The sequence below is a fragment of the Arcticibacter sp. genome (genome assembly GCF_045629565.1).
In the GTDB taxonomy this organism is placed as follows: Bacteria; Bacteroidota; Bacteroidia; order Sphingobacteriales; family Sphingobacteriaceae; genus Arcticibacter.
In genome coordinates this window covers 52,870-69,892 of sequence record NZ_JAZQRL010000125.1, presented here as the reverse complement: position 1 = coordinate 69,892, position 17,023 = coordinate 52,870, and the positions used below count along the sequence as shown (strand labels likewise).

At 44.1% G+C, this 17,023-nt stretch carries 16 protein-coding genes; 7 read left to right on the top strand and 9 right to left on the bottom strand.

Translation table 11 applies throughout. The annotated features are described in order from the left end of the window. From ACKI5J_RS17145 to ACKI5J_RS17135, 3 genes are all read left to right on the top strand, one after another. Positions 1 to 558, top strand: coding sequence for a cob(I)yrinic acid a,c-diamide adenosyltransferase (locus ACKI5J_RS17145; RefSeq protein ID WP_407430713.1), 558 nt, complete (start codon positions 1 to 3; stop codon positions 556 to 558). A gap of 71 nt (positions 559 to 629) precedes the next feature. Further along, entirely contained in the window at positions 630 to 851 is a 222-nt protein-coding gene (locus tag ACKI5J_RS17140; protein ID WP_017258669.1) for a DUF2795 domain-containing protein, read from the top strand. 221 nt (positions 852 to 1,072) lie between these two features. Then, positions 1,073 to 1,225, top strand: a complete 153-nt coding sequence (locus ACKI5J_RS17135) for a lmo0937 family membrane protein (RefSeq protein ID WP_407430712.1) — start codon at positions 1,073 to 1,075, stop codon at positions 1,223 to 1,225. 48 nt (positions 1,226 to 1,273) lie between these two features. On the opposite strand, the gene ACKI5J_RS17130 is transcribed toward ACKI5J_RS17135, so the two are convergent. Then, positions 1,274 to 1,948, bottom strand: a complete 675-nt coding sequence (locus tag ACKI5J_RS17130; protein WP_407430711.1) for a 2-C-methyl-D-erythritol 4-phosphate cytidylyltransferase — start codon at positions 1,946 to 1,948, stop codon at positions 1,274 to 1,276. Positions 1,949 to 1,955: 7 nt separating this feature from the next. After that, positions 1,956 to 3,005, bottom strand: coding sequence for a tRNA preQ1(34) S-adenosylmethionine ribosyltransferase-isomerase QueA (gene queA, locus ACKI5J_RS17125; RefSeq protein WP_407430710.1), 1,050 nt, complete (start codon positions 3,003 to 3,005; stop codon positions 1,956 to 1,958). A 314-nt stretch (positions 3,006 to 3,319) separates the two neighbouring features. Here queA and ACKI5J_RS17120 point away from each other — a divergent pair, with 314 nt between their 5' ends. Then, positions 3,320 to 4,567 carry an ABC transporter permease gene (locus tag ACKI5J_RS17120; protein ID WP_407430709.1) on the top strand — a complete coding sequence of 416 codons (1,248 nt, stop codon included), beginning with the start codon at positions 3,320 to 3,322 and terminating at the stop codon, positions 4,565 to 4,567. 32 nt (positions 4,568 to 4,599) lie between these two features. Here ACKI5J_RS17120 and ACKI5J_RS17115 read toward each other — a convergent pair whose 3' ends face one another. The 4 genes from ACKI5J_RS17115 to ACKI5J_RS17100 all read right to left on the bottom strand — a co-directional run bounded on the left by ACKI5J_RS17115 (position 4,600) and on the right by ACKI5J_RS17100 (position 8,143). Next, positions 4,600 to 5,574 (bottom strand): bifunctional heptose 7-phosphate kinase/heptose 1-phosphate adenyltransferase, encoded by a 975-nt coding sequence (locus tag ACKI5J_RS17115; RefSeq protein ID WP_407430708.1) that lies wholly within the window; start codon positions 5,572 to 5,574, stop codon positions 4,600 to 4,602. Continuing rightward, positions 5,571 to 6,767, bottom strand: a complete 1,197-nt coding sequence (locus tag ACKI5J_RS17110) for a pyridoxal phosphate-dependent aminotransferase (protein WP_407430707.1) — start codon at positions 6,765 to 6,767, stop codon at positions 5,571 to 5,573. The genes ACKI5J_RS17115 and ACKI5J_RS17110 overlap by 4 nt, the downstream gene beginning before the upstream one ends. 132 nt (positions 6,768 to 6,899) lie before the next feature. Then, on the bottom strand, positions 6,900 to 7,298 hold the full coding sequence (locus ACKI5J_RS17105; protein ID WP_407430706.1) for a hypothetical protein: 399 nt from the start codon (positions 7,296 to 7,298) through the stop codon (positions 6,900 to 6,902). Positions 7,299 to 7,366: 68 nt separating this feature from the next. Then, positions 7,367 to 8,143 (bottom strand): XRE family transcriptional regulator, encoded by a 777-nt coding sequence (locus tag ACKI5J_RS17100; RefSeq protein ID WP_407430705.1) that lies wholly within the window; start codon positions 8,141 to 8,143, stop codon positions 7,367 to 7,369. Between the two features lie 87 nt (positions 8,144 to 8,230). Between ACKI5J_RS17100 and ACKI5J_RS17095 the strand changes: the two genes are divergently transcribed. Further along, positions 8,231 to 8,575: a GIY-YIG nuclease family protein gene (locus ACKI5J_RS17095; protein WP_407430704.1), complete on the top strand. Its 345-nt coding sequence runs from the start codon at positions 8,231 to 8,233 to the stop codon at positions 8,573 to 8,575. Positions 8,576 to 8,618: 43 nt separating this feature from the next. Here the strand turns inward: ACKI5J_RS17095 and ACKI5J_RS17090 are convergent, their stop codons facing one another. The 3 genes from ACKI5J_RS17090 to ACKI5J_RS17080 all read right to left on the bottom strand — a co-directional run bounded on the left by ACKI5J_RS17090 (position 8,619) and on the right by ACKI5J_RS17080 (position 15,169). Next, the gene (locus ACKI5J_RS17090) at positions 8,619 to 11,828 is read right to left on the bottom strand and encodes a DPP IV N-terminal domain-containing protein (protein ID WP_407430703.1); all 3,210 of its coding nucleotides are present in this window, start codon (positions 11,826 to 11,828) and stop codon (positions 8,619 to 8,621) included. Between the two features lie 47 nt (positions 11,829 to 11,875). Then, the gene (locus ACKI5J_RS17085) at positions 11,876 to 14,326 is read right to left on the bottom strand and encodes a penicillin-binding protein 1A (protein WP_407430702.1); all 2,451 of its coding nucleotides are present in this window, start codon (positions 14,324 to 14,326) and stop codon (positions 11,876 to 11,878) included. A gap of 63 nt (positions 14,327 to 14,389) precedes the next feature. Continuing rightward, the gene (locus tag ACKI5J_RS17080) at positions 14,390 to 15,169 is read right to left on the bottom strand and encodes an amidohydrolase (protein ID WP_407430701.1); all 780 of its coding nucleotides are present in this window, start codon (positions 15,167 to 15,169) and stop codon (positions 14,390 to 14,392) included. Between the two features lie 127 nt (positions 15,170 to 15,296). Here ACKI5J_RS17080 and ACKI5J_RS17075 point away from each other — a divergent pair, with 127 nt between their 5' ends. Further along, positions 15,297 to 16,070, top strand: a complete 774-nt coding sequence (locus ACKI5J_RS17075; RefSeq protein WP_407430700.1) for a queuosine precursor transporter — start codon at positions 15,297 to 15,299, stop codon at positions 16,068 to 16,070. A 174-nt stretch (positions 16,071 to 16,244) separates the two neighbouring features. After that, entirely contained in the window at positions 16,245 to 17,003 is a 759-nt protein-coding gene (locus ACKI5J_RS17070) for a hypothetical protein (protein WP_407430699.1), read from the top strand. Positions 17,004 to 17,023 lie beyond the last annotated feature (20 nt).

The following is a 17,023-nucleotide window of genomic DNA, read 5'->3' as shown; positions in this document are numbered from 1 at the left end:
ATGAAAATATATACAAAAACCGGAGATGCAGGGAGCACTATGCTTATCGGCGGCCTTCGTGTGCCTAAATCTGATATCCGGATTGAAGCCTACGGCACAGTCGACGAATTAAATGCATACATAGGGCTAATCTGTGACCAGCAGCCCGGCGACCACTATAGACAAATACTCAAGCAGGTGCAGAATCACCTTTTTATTATGGGCTCCAATCTTGCTGCTGCTCCCGAGAAGTCAAAGATGAAGTTGCCTGAGTTGATCCAGGAAGATATTCATTTGTTGGAAGAAGAGATAGACAGAATGCAGGATACCTTGAAGCCGCTAAGCCATTTTATTCTGCCGGGAGGTTCCACATTAGTTTCGTACTGTCATATTGCAAGGTGTATATGTCGCCGTGCGGAGCGTATCACGGTACAGTTAGCGCAAGAAAGTACCGTTGAGAAAATAATTCTAATTTATTTGAACCGTTTGAGTGATTACCTGTTTGTGCTCTCAAGGAAAGTAGCTCAGGATAATCAAATAGAGGAAACTGCCTGGTTTCCAAGGGGAAAACAGAGTTAAAAAAAATACTTGACAAACTAAATATTTTTATTATACTTTTGCGAAAAATTAAATCTTAAATTCTAAGAAATATGTATTGGACGTTAGAATTAGCATCTCACCTTGAAGACGCTCCCTGGCCAGCGACTAAGGACGAATTGATAGACTACGGAATCCGCTCAGGAGCCCCGGTGGAAGTGATCGAAAACTTACAGGCGCTGGAAGATGATGGTGAGCCTTATGAGAATATTGAAGAAATATGGCCGGATTACCCGACCAAAGATGATTTCTTCTTTAATGAAGACGAGTATTAAAGCCTTGCCCTCTGGCAGGGCTTTTTTGTATCTTATAAATTGCTCATGGTAGAGACAGCGCGTAATGCACTTGATTGTCAGTTCTTTTAATAGTTAACTTTATATCGGTTTCCAAACGTTCCAAGCGTATGTAATAATAATTTTATAAAAAAAGTAAACAAAGAGGCGTTTTTTACATTCTTATGGTATAATTAATTATCTATCACGAAAACTATAATACTATGGGAAATCTACTTTATGTCATCGCAGTCATTTTGGTTATAATTTGGGCGGTGAGTTTCTTAGGCGGATACGCGACCGGTGGAATCATCCACGTTTTATTGGTTATTGCAATCGTTGCTGTTCTATTACGTGTAATTAGGGGAGCCGCTTAGATACAAAAAGTATAGCATTACAAGACCTGCTTATAGGCAGGTCTTTTTTTATGCTTTAACGCTGAGATAGAGCGCTGCTATCGCGAGATCTTCGGGATAAGTTATTTTGATGTTCGATGGCTCGCCGGCCGTAGTAGCGATGCGGAACCCTGCTTTCTCCACAACCGAAGCATCATCTGTAAAAAGCGGTGAAAAAGGCTGCTTATACGCTTCTTTGAGTATTTCGCTTCTGAACACCTGCGGCGTCTGAACGATGAGAATATTGGCTCGGGGCAACGCTTCAGTACCTGATTGGCAAATCATTCTCAGCGAGTCTCGGCTCTCCGTCACCGGAATTACAGAGCCTTTAATTTCCGCCTCTCTAAAACATCGGGTAATAAGCTCGTTGTTTATCACGGGTCTAACGGCGTCATGAACAGCAATAAGATAGTCACCGTGACCGATAAGTTCTAAAGCATTTTTGACAGACTCGAAACGCTCTCTACCTCCGGCAGTCAATGTATGGGGTATTAAAAAATTATGCTGAATGCAAAGATCCCTCCAATAGTGGTGGAAGTCTGCATTCAGCACAAGTATAATTTCCGGACGCAAAGCGGAATGCGCGAAAGCTTCGATGGTGTGCATCAATACAGGCTTTCCCAACAATAAATGAAATTGCTTGGGTAGGTCTGCGTTCATTCGCTTTCCTGACCCACCTGCAACTATTATTGCGTAGCAGTCCAATGTTCTTCTAGATAATCAGCATGGCATCACCATAGCTGTAAAAACGATATTTCTCCTTTACGGCAACTTCATATGCATTCATTACATGCTCATAGCCGCCGAACGCTGAAATCATCATTAATAATGTTGATTCAGGAGTGTGGAAGTTGGTGATCATGGAATTCGCAATGCTGAAATCGTAAGGAGGGAAGATGAACTTACTGGTCCAGTCATTCGTTGCTTTTAATTTCTTGTTTGCAGATACGGCTGATTCGATAGTACGCATACTTGTCGTGCCAACGGCACAGATTCGACGTTTTTCATCGATAGCTTTATTTACGAGATCTGCCGTTTTCTGCTCAATGATGATCTGCTCTGAATCCATCTTATGTTTCGTTAGATCTTCCACCTCAACAGGTCTGAAAGTACCTAAACCAACATGCAGAGTAACTTCTGCGAAGTCGACACCCTTAAGCTCAAGGCGTTTCATCAACTCTCGGCTAAAGTGCAAACCTGCGGTAGGGGCAGCAACAGCGCCTTCGTTTTTCGCAAAAATAGTTTGATAACGCTCTTTGTCTTCTGCAGTAGCCTTACGTTTGATATACTTAGGAAGAGGCGTTTCACCAAGGATTTCGATATTGCGTCTGAACTCTTCGTCCGTTCCGTCGAAAAGGAACCTTATAGTGCGGCCGCGAGATGTGGTGTTGTCTACCACCTCAGCAACCAGCAGGTCATTCTCACCAAAATACAGCTTGTTTCCTACCCGGATTTTACGCGCTGGGTCTACAAGAACATCCCATAAGCGTAATTCTTTATTAAGCTCACGTAATAAAAATACTTCAATTGTTGCACCAGTCTTTTCCTTATTACCATACATACGAGCCGGGAAAACTTTAGTGTTATTCAGGATCATTACATCTTTTTCTTCGAAGTAATTGATGACGTCTTTGAAGATCTTGTGCTCTATCGCTCCAGTATTGCGGTCAAGTACCATTAAACGTGCCTCATCCCGCTGATCCGAAGGATTGTGTGCTATTAAAGAATCAGGTAGATTGAATTTGAACTGGGATAATTTCATATACGTATACTCAATTTAGGGCGCAAAGTTAGTGAAAAATATACGTAAACTTGAATCTTTTGTAACGCCCAGTGTCTGAACTTGATGAAATATGATATTAATATGGTTTATAAAGGACTGTTAAGGTGAGCTTATGACCTTATTTCAGGCTGTTAGAAGTTAAGGATCGGATGGGCAGAATTGTGGATTCGCCATCAGGCTGTAACTACCCTGCACTTAAGGCTTGACACTATCTCCCTTGCATTAAATTGAGCGCTGAATAATTTAGTGCATGTGCTGTAACTAATTGATAAAAGCTTTATCTAAATTTATGTATGATCGTCTTAAAGCTGATACTGGAGAGTTTTAATTTTGCTTTTTCTTCCCTGAAGGAGAATAAGCTCCGAACCTTTTTATCTCTGATTGGAATTACGATCGGAATAATGACGATCATTGGTGTTTTTTCGGCTGTCGATACGCTGCGAAACAATTTGCAAAGCAGTGTAGACAAGCTAGGAAGCAATACGATCTATATTCATAAGTGGCCCTGGGAGTTCGGTGGCGATTATCAATGGTGGAAGTACATGAACAGACCAAATCCAACACTTCGCGACTTTGAAAAGGTGAAGGAGAGGGTAACGAATGCCGAGGCTTTATCTTATAATGTATGGGCAGGGAATCGCACTATTAAGTATAAAAGCAGCAGTGTGGAGGGTGCACAGGTATCCGCTGTGACGCACGACTATTACATGACCTGGAATTTTGACCTTGATGATGGGCGTTACTTCTCAGAAGCAGAATCAAAAGCAGGCAGTCCCGTTACTCTTATCGGATACTCCGTAGCACAAGGATTGTTCCACGGCCAGAAGGCAGTGGGAAAAGTGATCAATGTTCTGGGTCGTAAGCTGGTTGTCATCGGTGTCTTTGCGGAAGAAGGTGAAGATATGCTCGGTACTTCGGCAGACAAGACCGTGCTACTTCCGTTAAATTTTGCACGCAATGTTATCGATATTCAAAACGAGCAATACGGTCCTGAGATATCAGTACGTGGCAAACCGGGTGTTCCGGTTGATGAGTTGGAAAGCGAACTACGTGGGATTATGCGTTCGATACATCGCCTTAGTCCGTTACAAGACGATGACTTCGCCCTCAATAAGTCTACAGTGCTCACAGCCCAGCTGGACAGTATGTTTGCGGTCGTTAACCTGGCCGGTGGCGTGATCGGCATATTCTCTATACTCGTCGGCGGGTTTGGAATAGCAAATATCATGTTTGTATCGGTCAAAGAGCGGACAAATATTATCGGTATTCAGAAATCGCTGGGTGCGAAAAACTACTTTATCTTATTGCAATTTCTTATTGAAGCAGTTGCACTGTGTTTGATGGGGGGGCTTATCGGGCTTGCCATTGTGTACCTTCTCGCTTTTGTGTTACATATGATAGCTGACGTCGATATTATTGTAGATATGAGTAAGGTTGTCCTAATGTTCATTTTATCTACAGCCATTGGCCTTATCTCGGGAATTATCCCGGCATTCATGGCTTCAAGACTGGATCCGGTAGAGGCTATAAGAAGTAAGTAAGAGCGGTTCAAATGATAGCTCTTACTTTGGTGTTAAAGTTTTAGTGACTCGTTAAGGAGCTGTTCTTTATTAATCGAAACAACCCCTACATGCTCACATACCAAGCCTCCTGCCAGGTTCGCTACAGCGGCGGTTTTGAACATGTCAAGACCGCTTGCCATACATACCGCAGCAGTCGCAATTACCGTATCTCCCGCACCGGATACATCTGCAATCTTTCGAATGTGTGCGGGAATTATCTCTTTCCGATCGTTTGACTGCATGAAAACTCCCCGTTCTGAGAGCGTAACCATAACATAATCTGCTTGCAGATGATCTTTGATCTGGCCGGCCGCCGCTTCAAGTTCGTTGTTATCGAGCATGTTGATCTCCACTTTTAGCCCTTCACGAAGCTCCTTTAAATTGGGTTTGAAAAGAGTAACACCCGAATAGTTTAGAAAATTACGCTTCTTCGGATCAACGACAGTGATAATTTGCCTTGCTTTTGCTTCCTCAACTACTTGATAAATGAGATCTTCGCTGATTACTCCTTTGTCGTAATCTTCGAAGATGATGGCATGTATTGGAGTGCTCGAGATGATTTTCTTAATCTTCGAAAGCAGTTGTTCGGTCTGATCGGGTGGGAGCAGGGTATCAGTCTCCTCATCAATTCGAAGCATCTGTTGATTCTGACCAATAACCCGTGTTTTGACTGTTGTAGGCCTTCCTGGCGCAGTGATGATCCCCTCGGCCGAGAGATCATGCTCTTCCAGCAGATGAAGGAAGGCCAGGCCTTCTGCGTCCTTGCCAATCACAGAACAAATTATGGGTTTGGAACCGAGAGACTGAATATTCAAGGCAACGTTTGCTGCGCCGCCCAGACGGTTTTCCCGTTTCCTTACCGAAACCACGGGTACAGGAGCCTCTGGGGAAATGCGTTCTACAGCTCCCCAGAGGTATGAATCCATCATGACGTCTCCGATGATCAGAATATTCAGTGTGTTGAACTTTCTGAAAATGTCTGTCATTTTAAGTTCGCTAACGTATTTTTGATGCGGGAGCAAGCTTCTCTGAGTTTGTCTTCAGAAGCCGCGTAGGAGATTCTGATGGAATTCTTATCGCCGAAAGCATCGCCGCTTACAACGGCAACATGGCCCTTGTTTAGAATGTGTAATGCTAACTCATCTGAGGTATTAATTACTTCCCCGTCTTCAGTTGTTTTCCCGAAGAAAGAGCTGACCTCTGGGAAAAAGTAGAATGCTCCTCCTGGAAGGTTAACTTTCAGCCCGGGAATCTCCTTCAATAGATCGTAAACCAGATTACGGCGTTTCTCGAACACAACCTGCATCTCTTTAACGCTGTCAAGGCTTCCGTTATAAGCTGCAATTCCCGCTTTTTGTGTAATAGAGCATGTTCCAGACGTAATTTGGCTTTGAAGTTTGTCACATGCATTGGCAATATCTTTGTTGCTCGCAGAGAAACCAAGTCTCCAGCCAGTCATAGCGTAAGCTTTTGATAATCCATTGATGATAATCACGCGGTCTTTAATGCTTCCAAACTCAGCTATTGAGACGTGTGTATCGAGGAAATTGATGTGTTCGTATATTTCGTCTGATATAATATAGATATCGGGATACTTTTCGAATACCTTTACCAATGCCGCCAGTTCTTCTCTTGTATAGACAGTACCGGTTGGATTATTCGGAGAGGAGAACATAAACAGTTTAGTCTTAGGCGTAATTGCGGCTTCTAACTCTTCTGGTGTGATCTTAAAGTCACTTTCTAATGTAGTATCGATAAATACGGAAGTCCCTTCCGCTAATTTAACAAGCTCTGAGTAAGAAACCCAGTAAGGGGTTGGAATGATAACCTCATCGCCGGGATTTACAAGACAAAGGATAGCATTGGTCAACGATTGCTTTGCGCCCGTTGAAACCACGATCTGATCGAAGTTGTAGTCCAGTTTATTTTCACGTTTTAACTTTTCGGCAATAGCCTTTCTCAATTCGGGATATCCCGGTACAGGTGTGTAATAAGAAAAGTTGTCTTCAATTGCTTTTTTCGCTGCATCTTTTACAAAGTCAGGCGTGTAAAAGTCTGTTTCCCCAAGACTAAGGCTGATCACGTCAACACCTTTTGCTGCCAGTTCCCGACCGAGTTTGGCCATTTTTATTGTTGCCGACTCGTCGAGGTTATTAATGCGGTTAGATAAGATACTCATACCACAAATATATATTAATTGTGGTTTAATGGTAGCGGTGATTGTAAAGAAACGGCTGGAGGGAAGAATAGGCCGGGTTAGAACAACAAAAGCGGCATTTATACCGCTTTTGTTGTTCTATGATAGTAAAACCTAGTTGGCCGACCTTTCACGGACACGGCGCTGACCACCGTCCCGCATTCTGTTTTGCTGTTCGGTTATAACGGTTTCGTAACTTTTCCTCTGCTCATCTGTGAGAACTTCTTTTATTTTTTGTTGATTCTCCTGTAGGAGCGACTGCATCTTACCGCGCACCGACTGGGGGGCGCTTTGAGCTCTTGCTATGCTTCTAAGGCTGTCTATCACTTTACTTTGCGACAAGAGGATACCAGAGATTTTTGCTTTCTGATCTGCCGTCAGGGATAAGCGCTTATCAAGCATCTCCAGGTTGCGTTTAGCCATCTCTTCGGGGTTGCGTTGCGGCCGCTGTTGGGCCTGACTAAGTGAAATCGTTACTGCTAAGAGTGCGATTAACAAAAGATTCTTTTTCATATTGGTTCTTTTGTAAATTTAGACGCATGGCAGAGCGACAGGTTTAAACCTAGTGAATTTTTTCCTCCTTAGTTTTTGGACTGGTTAATTTGAGCAATTGATTTTTGCATCTGAGCCATCATAGAGGTCAGACTTTCCATAGTAGGTTCCGGTGCCGGGTCAGGAAACGAAGTAGATATGTAAGCTTTTGCCTTCCATATTTCTAATATATCTTCCGCCTGTACCGGATATGGGTCGTAAACGGGATTGTCTGAGATCAGCTTGATCGCTTTGTTCTCGCGGTATCTGTTACCTGCGCGTTTATACACAATGCCGTCTGACTTAGTGATAAAGACATAGGTGTCGCCAGCTTTTACGTCTGTCCAGTTCTCAACGTATTCTCCGATAATCAGAGTTCCCGGCTGCAAGGGTAACATGGAATCTCCCTTGAGCTCAAATGCGCGAAAAGTACCTTGGGGGAGAAAAGGTAGTCTGAATTTGGGAAGCTCACTTATATATTCGGGATCGGAATAACCGTTTAAATAACCAGCACTTGCTTTAACGGGAACAAGTTCGATATTTTCACGATCTTCTGAATCCACCGAAATACTTAGCACTCGGACGCCTGATGGATCAATCTTTGGCTTAGGCTTCCACTTGTCATCGATCTTTTCGTTGATAAGCTCATCCATGCTGAGTTCATAGAATTCTGCGAATTTTTTTAGCAAATCATATCTGGGCTCTGCGCGGTCTTCTTCGTAGGCGCCGACAAGAGATCTTTTAATCTCCATATTATCAGCAAATTGTTGCTGTGTGAGGCCTTTGCTCTTCCGTAGGTAACGTAGATTGTTAGAGATGTTCCGCATGTTAAAATAAATTTTGAATTACTAATAATGTTAGTATCTTTATGCCAATAAAATTAGCAATAAATTTGATATATAAAGGCGAAAATTATGAAAAGATTTGTTTATGTAATTACAGACAGGAACCGTACTTCCCTGCATGTGGGCATGAGTTCTGATTTGCTAAAGACCCTCAGTTTTTACAAGGAGATGCCGAACTTATTTTTCGATAATGCCAGTCAGCTTAGCAGACTGATTTATTTCGAAGAGCTGGTAACTGAACAAGATTCTCTACATCGTTTTAACGAGATCTGTAAATATACAAGAGCTCAGAAGGAGAAGTTGGTGCGTGATGTTAATCCGGATTGGATCGATTTGGCTATTGGCTTAGAATATGAAGAGCAAGTGATGAAACGGGATATTTCAGCGCTTCTCAGAATAAGAAAAGCGGCTTAGTTAACCGCTTTCCTTTTATTTATATTTTGGTTTTTGGGTTTACTTACCAGCCAGGGGCGAATGTCAGGCCGAATACTCCCGCCTTGATGTCCTTGCGTTGAAAAGGAAACGCATAGTAAGGCTCCAGAACAAAGTAACCAAACATATTTACCCTAAGCGAAATACCAGCACTCATCGCCGGTATACGTTCGATAACCGATCTGTTCGAGTTATTAAAAGCAGGATCCGTAGACGGGATATCAACGACCTGACCTCCATCCGACGCTTTCCATCTCAGTTTGGAATTCTGATTATAAGCTATACCAATATCAAAGAACAGGTTAAGATCACTAAATAGAAATTTAGACTCAACAGCTGCAAGTTTCTCCGGCCCGGTGAAAGGAAGGCGCACTTCAAAATTTGCTACTGCAATTTTGGAACCGGATAGCTGATCGAAGGAGATACCCGCGTTATTTACGCCATTATTTGCATAAAGGGAGCTAGATTCATAGCCCCTGATCAGATACGGATACCCAATGAAGAGAGGATACAGGGCACTCTGGTCTTTACCAAAACGGGTATAGCTATAGAAACGAGCGGCGAGGGTGACAGGTTTGATCCGATGATATCTGCGTAGATCTGCGCTGAAAGCATTAAATGTGTAATCACCGATGTAACTTTCTATTCCTATCCGAAACCGGAAACCACTTAAAGGAGACGTTACGCCCGAAAATGAGTTATCGCCTACAAATGCTGCGTTGGTTTGGTAGATGGTAAACGAGTCGAAGCTATAACCTGGATACGCCTGCTCGAGACGGTCACCCTTTAGTTTACGGCGGTCAGAGTCAAACGGGTAGTAGTCTACATTATCGACCTGGATCTGGCCACCCGGTAACTCGGTTACGTATGCCTGATAATAATTTGCCATTCTGTCAATCCGGTAACTGTAGTAAGCAGCACCGACGCCGGCTTCGAAACGAAAGATTCGAGAAAACGGATAGATTCCAAAGAACTGTACCTGATCCTCAAACGTGCGCATTAAGTCTGTTCCTTGAACGTAATTATACTTCGTGCCGGCGGGGTTGTCACCAGGCTCTATTTTGCTGACATAAAAACCTGATAAATATGGAATGTGCGAGATCGAAGTCCCGAAGTTTACGCGGCCTTGCTGATTAATGTACGCTAGCTGCGCACCAAAATCGTAGATCTCACCGTTTACTGCCGCAGTCGCAAAAATCTGATTTCGTCCCAGGATGTCGCTGAAGATCCCCTGTACACCGCTCGATAATCCTGTGCCGAAGCGTCCTACCGAAGCGCCCACTCCATTACTTGCCAAATAATCCAGCTTGAACTGCGGCCTGTATTTGGCATCCGTAATCTGCTCGGACCCTAGCATTTCGAAACGTTCAAAATTCCGGAGATTCGCATTGATGAGGTCGACTCCGGTCTGTTTTATCGGCGGGAGAGTAGCCGCATCAAAATTTATCGCATTGGCATCTACAGTCTGGGCCTTGAAGTCGCCCGCCTTCGCGTTATAGATAGTGTATTTTTGTGAGCGATAGTAAGAGTATAAAACGTCATCATTCCTTGATACACTCAGAGCCGGCGAGTATTCAGTGATGCCACTTATACCGGTAAAATAATCCGTAAGCTGCTCCACCTGTTTATTGGCGATTGTATAGCGGTAGAGATTTCTGAACCCATCACGGTTGGACAGGAAAAAAATTTGTTCGCCGGTGGAAGAAAACTGCGGATTAAGGTTATTGGCACCGTGGAAGACTTCAATATTGGTGATAGCTTTAGTCGCCAGGTCCATTACAGCGAGGCTGTATGTAATCTCTACCGATTTAGCTCCGTTTTCCAGAGTCGTTCTGTCGCTTGTAAAGAGGAGGTACTTTCCGTCCGGAGAGAAAGACGGCTGATAGTCTGAGTACCGGTCATCGGTCAGCTGAGTTACCTTCTTGCTTCTGGTATTGAAAAGATAGAGGTCACTGTAGCCTTCTCGTAGACCAGTAAGTGCAATATCTTCTCCATTGGGCGACCACGCCAGATTGCTGAACTCCCGGACATCACCCAGTGACTCTGTCATGAGTAGCTTACCATTGCTGATATCGACTATCATCAGCTTGTTTCGACCTTGCGCAAATATGGTAAAGGCAAATTTCTTGCTATCCGGAGACCAGGCTCCCGCAGATTCTATGAAGCTGAATTCATCAATATGTGTGTTAGACGTTCTGCTGGTTAGCTTTCTGATTACCCTGCCTGTTTCGGCATCTGCAAGAAAGAGATCAATACTGAACAGCTCTTTTTCGGAAAGGAAGGCTACAAATTTCCCGTCGGGCGAAATGGCTGGAGCTACGTTCATCTCTCCGCCGTTTTTATTATCAATGAGCTTACGTCCGACAGGGACTTGCGAAGTGTCTTTCAGCATTGGACGATATGTGTTCTCTATACTTGTACGCCACAGGCTCGACAGCGTTCGTTCGTCATATCCAAATGTTCTGCGGATGGCGTTTTGATACCCAAACTTGGCTGTTGCCTTAAAGAATGGTACAATGATAGTATCGCCATAAGTTGAGCCAATGTAAGACCAGAATGCCTGACCATAGCGATAAGGGAAATATTTATTACTTTCCGTAAGGTCTCTTAACGTCGGGATGTCTTTATTGAGATAGGCATCGCGCATCCACATTGCGGTAAAAGCATCGACTTTACCAATGGAGAGATATTCGGCCATGCCTTCTACCATCCATAACGGAAGGTTGCCGATGTTCTCGAGGTTGGTCGAGTCGCCCTCAATTAAGGAGTGGTACTGGAAAGCGTGCACAAGCTCGTGTCCTAACACATGCCGGGTCTGCTGGTTAAGCTGCATCATCGGCATCACTACCCGGTTTTTCAATCCTTCTGTAACACCACCGGTTCCGACACTGATACTGCCTGAAATGGCCGTAGTCTGTTGAAAGTCCGCGTGGTTATTGTATAAGATAAGCGGGTTCTTTTTAGCGAAGGTATCTCTGAATACCTGTTGATGAAGGTCGTACCAAAGTTCGCTTTCCTGCATGAAGCGCTTGACGAGGCTATCGTTCTTCAGATAATAGTATAATTCAAAGTGAGGTGATTGGTTGACCTGAAATTTGAGGTTTTTATAACGAACCTTATTCTGCCCAAAATATTGGGCCTCGGCAGGCAGAGTCAGCATGAATAGAAACCACGTGAGAAGGCAACAGAAACCTCCTTTTGTAATATCCTTTACGTTTAAGTCGAAGTGTTTCATATATGTCGATTTATATGGATGCTTATTGAGAACTGACTTTCAGTAGTTTAATTGTTCTGATCTTTATTTTGTTTTCTTTCTTCACGTCTCTCCTGTCTCTTTCTTCTTCTTTCTGCGCGCGAGTCTTCCGGCTCACTTTGCTGAGTCGTGTTTCTGGTAGCTGGTGGTTCGTTACGCACTACTGGCACAGCAATATCTTCATGCTCATACAAAGACTCATCGATAATCAGGGAATCAGGGGCCGCAAGTGAATCCACAGCGACGGAGTCAACAGATGTTGTATCCGCAACATACCGTGGAGAAGGGCAGTTATACTCCAGGTTGATCTTCACACCCGGTCCCGGAAAAGGGCCGTATGTATAGCCGGAGTTTGGATCTTTATAGACTTTTTCCATGAAGCGGCCAAATATGGGTAACGCCGTATGCGAGCCTTCACCAGTTCCGGATGTGCGGAAGTGGACGCTTCTTTCATCGCAACCCACCCAGACACCGGTAACAAGATCTTTGGTGATGCCCATATACCAGCCGTCTACAAAGTCGGATGAGGTGCCGGTTTTCCCACCTATCTGGTTGCCCTTTTTCCAGAGGTCCCATTGCCATAAGTTTTGTGATGTTCCTCCAGGCTCCTCCATTCCGCCACGGAACATGTAAAGCATAAGCCAGGCAATTTCCTCTGAGAGTGTTCTCTTTTGCTCCGCCTTGAACTGCTCCAGCACACGGCCGTCATGATCTGTGATCTTTTCGACAAGGATAGGTTCGGTGCGCACTCCCTTATTCAGGAAGGTTCCGTAGGCCTTTACCATTTCGAAAACGGATACGTCAGCAGAGCCGAGGCTGATAGAGGGAACCGACTTAAGTTCACTTTCAATACCGCATTCGTGAGCGTACTTAACCACCTTGTCCCAACCTACCTGTTCAGTAATCTGAGCGGTAATGGAGTTTACAGATTTCCCCATGGCCCACCGCATGCTCATCTCCATTCCGGAAAACGAATAGTTCGAGTTTTTAGGCTCCCAGTATTTTGTAGAGTCGTCTTCTTCGTATTCGATCCGTACAGGTTTGTCTGTGAACTTCTCGCAGGGAGATATTCCACTTTCAAGTGCCGCAAGATAGGCGAAAGGCTTGAAGGTAGAGCCTGCCTGGCGTTTAGCCTGGTTAACGTGATCGTACTTGAAGTGGTTAAAGTCTATTCCCCCAACCCAAACTTTGATGTGACCGTTGAACGGATCGAGGGTCATCATGCCGGTATTCAGGATACTAGCGTAGTACTTGATAGAGTCTATGGTCGAAAACTCAACTTCCTTATCGCCTTCCCAGCTGAAAACTTTCATTTTCTTCGGCGTGTTCAGGTAACGGTCGATAGAATCCTGATTACCATTGTATTTCTTTTTGAGCGAGGCGTAGATAGGGAGTCTTTGTGCTGCCTTCTGCGGGAAGTCCTCGATGACCTTACCATCAGATGTCCGCCACGGTTCTTCATTGCCCCAGGCATTGTTAAGTCTCTTTTGCAGAATTTTCATCTGTTCACCAACGGCCTCTTCAGCATACTTCTGAAGTCGGGAGTCTATGGTTGTGTAAATTTTCAGTCCTGATTCATAGAGGTCATACCCATTGTCTTCAGCCCATTTACTAAGATAACGTTCAACCGCAGAGCGAAGGTAGGAATCTCCGCGTTCTTCCTCTGCGATCTGACCTTTCCGGATAGCAAGGGGACGTTTGCTGTAGCGTGCAAATTCTTCCTTTGTAAGATATCCATACTTTTCCATCTGAGAAAGAACAACGTTGCGCCGTTCCAAAGCTCGTTCGGGATGGTTTTCTGGATTATAGGTAGTGGTAGCTTTCAGCATACCCACAAGAAGCGCTGACTGCTCTATTTCAAGCTTCTCAGGTTCACGGTTGAAGTAAAGCTTGGATGCGGTTTTAATGCCATATGTATTGCTTCCAAAGGGAACGGTATTGAGGTACATGGTCAGAATTTCTTCCTTGCTGTATTGCTGTTCAAGCTTCATGGCCGTAAGCCACTCTTTGAATTTATAGATTATTGTTCTGACGACAGGGATCTTGCGAATCAGGCCCTGCTGCTTGTTGTTTCTGGTGCGGTAAAGATTTTTAGCAAGCTGTTGAGTGATGGTACTGGCTCCTCGTTTATCTCCTGAGACAGTGGAGACCACGCTGGATAGAAGAGATCTGAGGTCTACTCCGGAGTGATTAAAGAAACGGACGTCTTCTGTCGCTACGAGAGCGTCTATAGTTCCTTTCGGAATCTGTTTGAATTCTACGGGCGTTCGGTTTTCTTTATAATATCTTCCGATAAGCGTTCCGTCTGCTGTATAAAGTTCAGATGCTATTCGCATGTTGGGAGCCTGAATGTCTTTGATGGTTGGCGAGTATCCAAACAGCCATAAAAAATTCACCTCGATGGCGCAAAAAAAGATGATGATAAAATATAGGAGTATTATAAGATATCTTAGGGGCTTAATCTTGATTTCTTTAAACATATATGTGTCGGAAATGGCTTATCCTTCTACGCAAAAATAGATATTATTGTGTTTGTGAATGTATCAATCTTTAATGTCAAACCGGTCTGCGTCTTTAAGGAACGGCAGGGTTCTCCTTACTCTGTGAAGTTCGTCGTCTGATATGGAAAACGTATAAAGATCCTCATCATTGGGTTTGTAATAAACGGTCTTTCCGTTAGGGTCGATACACATGGAATCACCAGCATGGTAAACCTCGTTTCCATCATGGCCCACACGGTTCACTCCGATAACGAAAGCTTGATTTTCAACGGCGCGGGCGGGAATAAGCGTCTTCCAGTGTGATGAGCGTTTCTCCGGCCAGTTTGCCACAACCAGCAAGATATCGTATTCTGCCCCTGTATTCCGCAACCAAACCGGGAAACGCAGGTCGTAACAAATAACGGGACATATTCTCCAGCCGTTAAGCTCAACAAAGAGTTTTTCTTTTCCGGCGGAGTATACACGGTCTTCTTTTCCCAGGCCGAAGAGATGCCTCTTGTCATATTGTTCAAAACTTCCATCAGGCCTCATCCAGATAAGCCGATTGAAAAATTTTCCATCCTCTTTTATTGGTAGACTACCTGTAACTACGCAGCTGAACTTTTGAGCCTGCTCCAGCATCCACTGCATCGTCGGACCGTTCATTTCTTCGGCGAGTGTTTCTGCGTTCATGGTGAAACTGGTGCTGAACATCTCGGGCAAGACGATCAGGTCGGTCTTTTCGCGGATAGATGATAACCTCAGCGACAAGTTCTTCAGGTTCTTTTCTACGTTTTCCCAGAATAGGTATGCCTGAAAGGTGGTTATTTTTAATATGCTCATCAATAATATTCAGATCGTAAATGTAATGACTATGTTAACGTTTTATTCTGATGATTGGTCTATTGCAAGATCGAAAGTGTAAAAATGGGGAAAAATTATAGCTTTACTGTTAAGATAGACGATTATTATGATAAAAGGAAGTCGGCAAAGTAAGCTTTTTCTGGTGCTCGGAGCTTTTCTGGTGGCTAATACTATTCTGGCTGAATTAATAGGGGTGAAGATATTTAGTGTGGAAGAATCTCTTGGGATGCAGAAATTTGATATGGATCTTTTCGGCGTACCGGGTTTGTCTTTCAACATGTCAGCTGGCGTGCTGACCTGGCCACTTGTGTTCATTACTACTGACCTGATTAACGAATATTACGGACCGAAGCAGGTCAGGTTTCTATCGATCCTCACCGCTTTTCTAATCGCGTACGCCTTTCTCGTCATCGCCTTTGCTATGGAACTGGTGCCAGCGGATTTTTGGGTGAAGCAGGTGATTGAGGGACAGGAGATCGATATGAACCTTGCCTTTTCAGGCGTTGTAGGGCAAGGCATGTGGATAATCGTCGGTTCTATCATCGCATTCCTCGTCGGGCAGCTCGCGGATGTCACCATCTTTCACAAAATTAAAAGAGCTACAGGAGAGAAGCGACTCTGGCTGCGTGCTACCGGATCAACGATTGTGTCGCAATTCATTGATAGTTTCGTCGTCATCTTCATCGCTTTTTACCTTAACCCGCAATATAACTGGAGTTGGCAAATGGTCGCTGCGATAGGCTTCGTAAATTATTCATACAAGTTTATTGTTGCTATAGGCATGACTCCGATTTTATATCTGCTTCATGCGTTTATTGACCGCTTTCTTGGAAGCGGCCTTTCAAAGGAACTTCGTCTGAAAGCGGCAAGAGGTGACTGATTATATGTGTTCAAGAATATTAAGGCAGATCCTTTTTCTTCCACATGAACCTGTATGAAAATATTTTGCAAGTTTTTTTCTCCACACATTTAATTTTTTATTTTTCGGCGCACCAATTGTTGCTTTATGAAGGTTCGCCGACTTTCATTTTTTTTAATCTTGTTGTTCAAAACTTTGAATGCACAGGATATAAACCCGGGTTCGCGATTAACTTCCATGGGGAATACGGGTGTGGCGTTGCAGGATGTCTGGTCCATTCAATCGAATCCTGCCGGCATCGCATCGCTTGCAGCGCCATCTGCTGGTCTTACCTATCAGAAGAATTATCCGGGAACCTCGCTAAGTACGGAAGCCGCGGTATTTGTATATCCTCTTAAAAATTATGCTTTTGGTTTAAGTTTCCAAAGCTTCGGCTTCTCCGCCTATAAAGACCTGCGTGTCGGCTTTGCTTATGCCAGGAAATTTGGGAAGGCTGTTTACATTGCGGTTGACTTCAACTTTCATCAGATTTCCATACCCGCTTATGGTAGCTCGAGGGCTTTTTCCATTGACGCAGGGTTCCAATACAAGCCATCAAAAGAGCTGATTATAGGAGCGCATATTTCAAATATATCGAATAGTGCATACGACCAGGCAGCCGGAGCTGGTATTCCTGTTCAGCTGGCAGTTGGTGTATCTTACCGCTTTTCCGGAGAGCTGCTCTTGAGCACTTGCGTTGTTGCAGCGAACGGCGACAGAGGGGGAGACCTCAGAACCGGTATGGAATATTCTATAATGAGTCAGCTTGCCTTCAGGGCAGGGGTAGGAGTACATCCGTTTAATCAGTATGCCGGGATCGGGTACGTTTTCAAGCACGTAAGTGTTGATCTGGCTGTAAGCAATCATCTTGTGTTGGGCTACAACCCTCAGATTTCTCTGGCTTATGTCTTTTAGAGGTATTCTTTTCTGCTTGG

Coding starts and splice junctions, on each gene's coding strand:
- ACKI5J_RS17105 (WP_407430706.1), bottom strand. CDS start 7,298: ATGAAAAAGAATCTTTTGTTAATCGCACTCTTAGCAGTAACGATTTCA.
- queA (WP_407430710.1), bottom strand. CDS start 3,005: ATGAAATTATCCCAGTTCAAATTCAATCTACCTGATTCTTTAATAGCA.
- ACKI5J_RS17135 (WP_407430712.1), top strand. CDS start 1,073: ATGGGAAATCTACTTTATGTCATCGCAGTCATTTTGGTTATAATTTGG.
- ACKI5J_RS17095 (WP_407430704.1), top strand. CDS start 8,231: ATGAAAAGATTTGTTTATGTAATTACAGACAGGAACCGTACTTCCCTG.
- ACKI5J_RS17140 (WP_017258669.1), top strand. CDS start 630: ATGTATTGGACGTTAGAATTAGCATCTCACCTTGAAGACGCTCCCTGG.
- ACKI5J_RS17145 (WP_407430713.1), top strand. CDS start 1: ATGAAAATATATACAAAAACCGGAGATGCAGGGAGCACTATGCTTATC.
- ACKI5J_RS17120 (WP_407430709.1), top strand. CDS start 3,320: ATGATCGTCTTAAAGCTGATACTGGAGAGTTTTAATTTTGCTTTTTCT.
- ACKI5J_RS17080 (WP_407430701.1), bottom strand. CDS start 15,169: ATGAGCATATTAAAAATAACCACCTTTCAGGCATACCTATTCTGGGAA.
- ACKI5J_RS17090 (WP_407430703.1), bottom strand. CDS start 11,828: ATGAAACACTTCGACTTAAACGTAAAGGATATTACAAAAGGAGGTTTC.
- ACKI5J_RS17100 (WP_407430705.1), bottom strand. CDS start 8,143: ATGCGGAACATCTCTAACAATCTACGTTACCTACGGAAGAGCAAAGGC.
- ACKI5J_RS17085 (WP_407430702.1), bottom strand. CDS start 14,326: ATGTTTAAAGAAATCAAGATTAAGCCCCTAAGATATCTTATAATACTC.
- ACKI5J_RS17110 (WP_407430707.1), bottom strand. CDS start 6,767: ATGAGTATCTTATCTAACCGCATTAATAACCTCGACGAGTCGGCAACA.
- ACKI5J_RS17075 (WP_407430700.1), top strand. CDS start 15,297: ATGATAAAAGGAAGTCGGCAAAGTAAGCTTTTTCTGGTGCTCGGAGCT.
- ACKI5J_RS17115 (WP_407430708.1), bottom strand. CDS start 5,574: ATGACAGACATTTTCAGAAAGTTCAACACACTGAATATTCTGATCATC.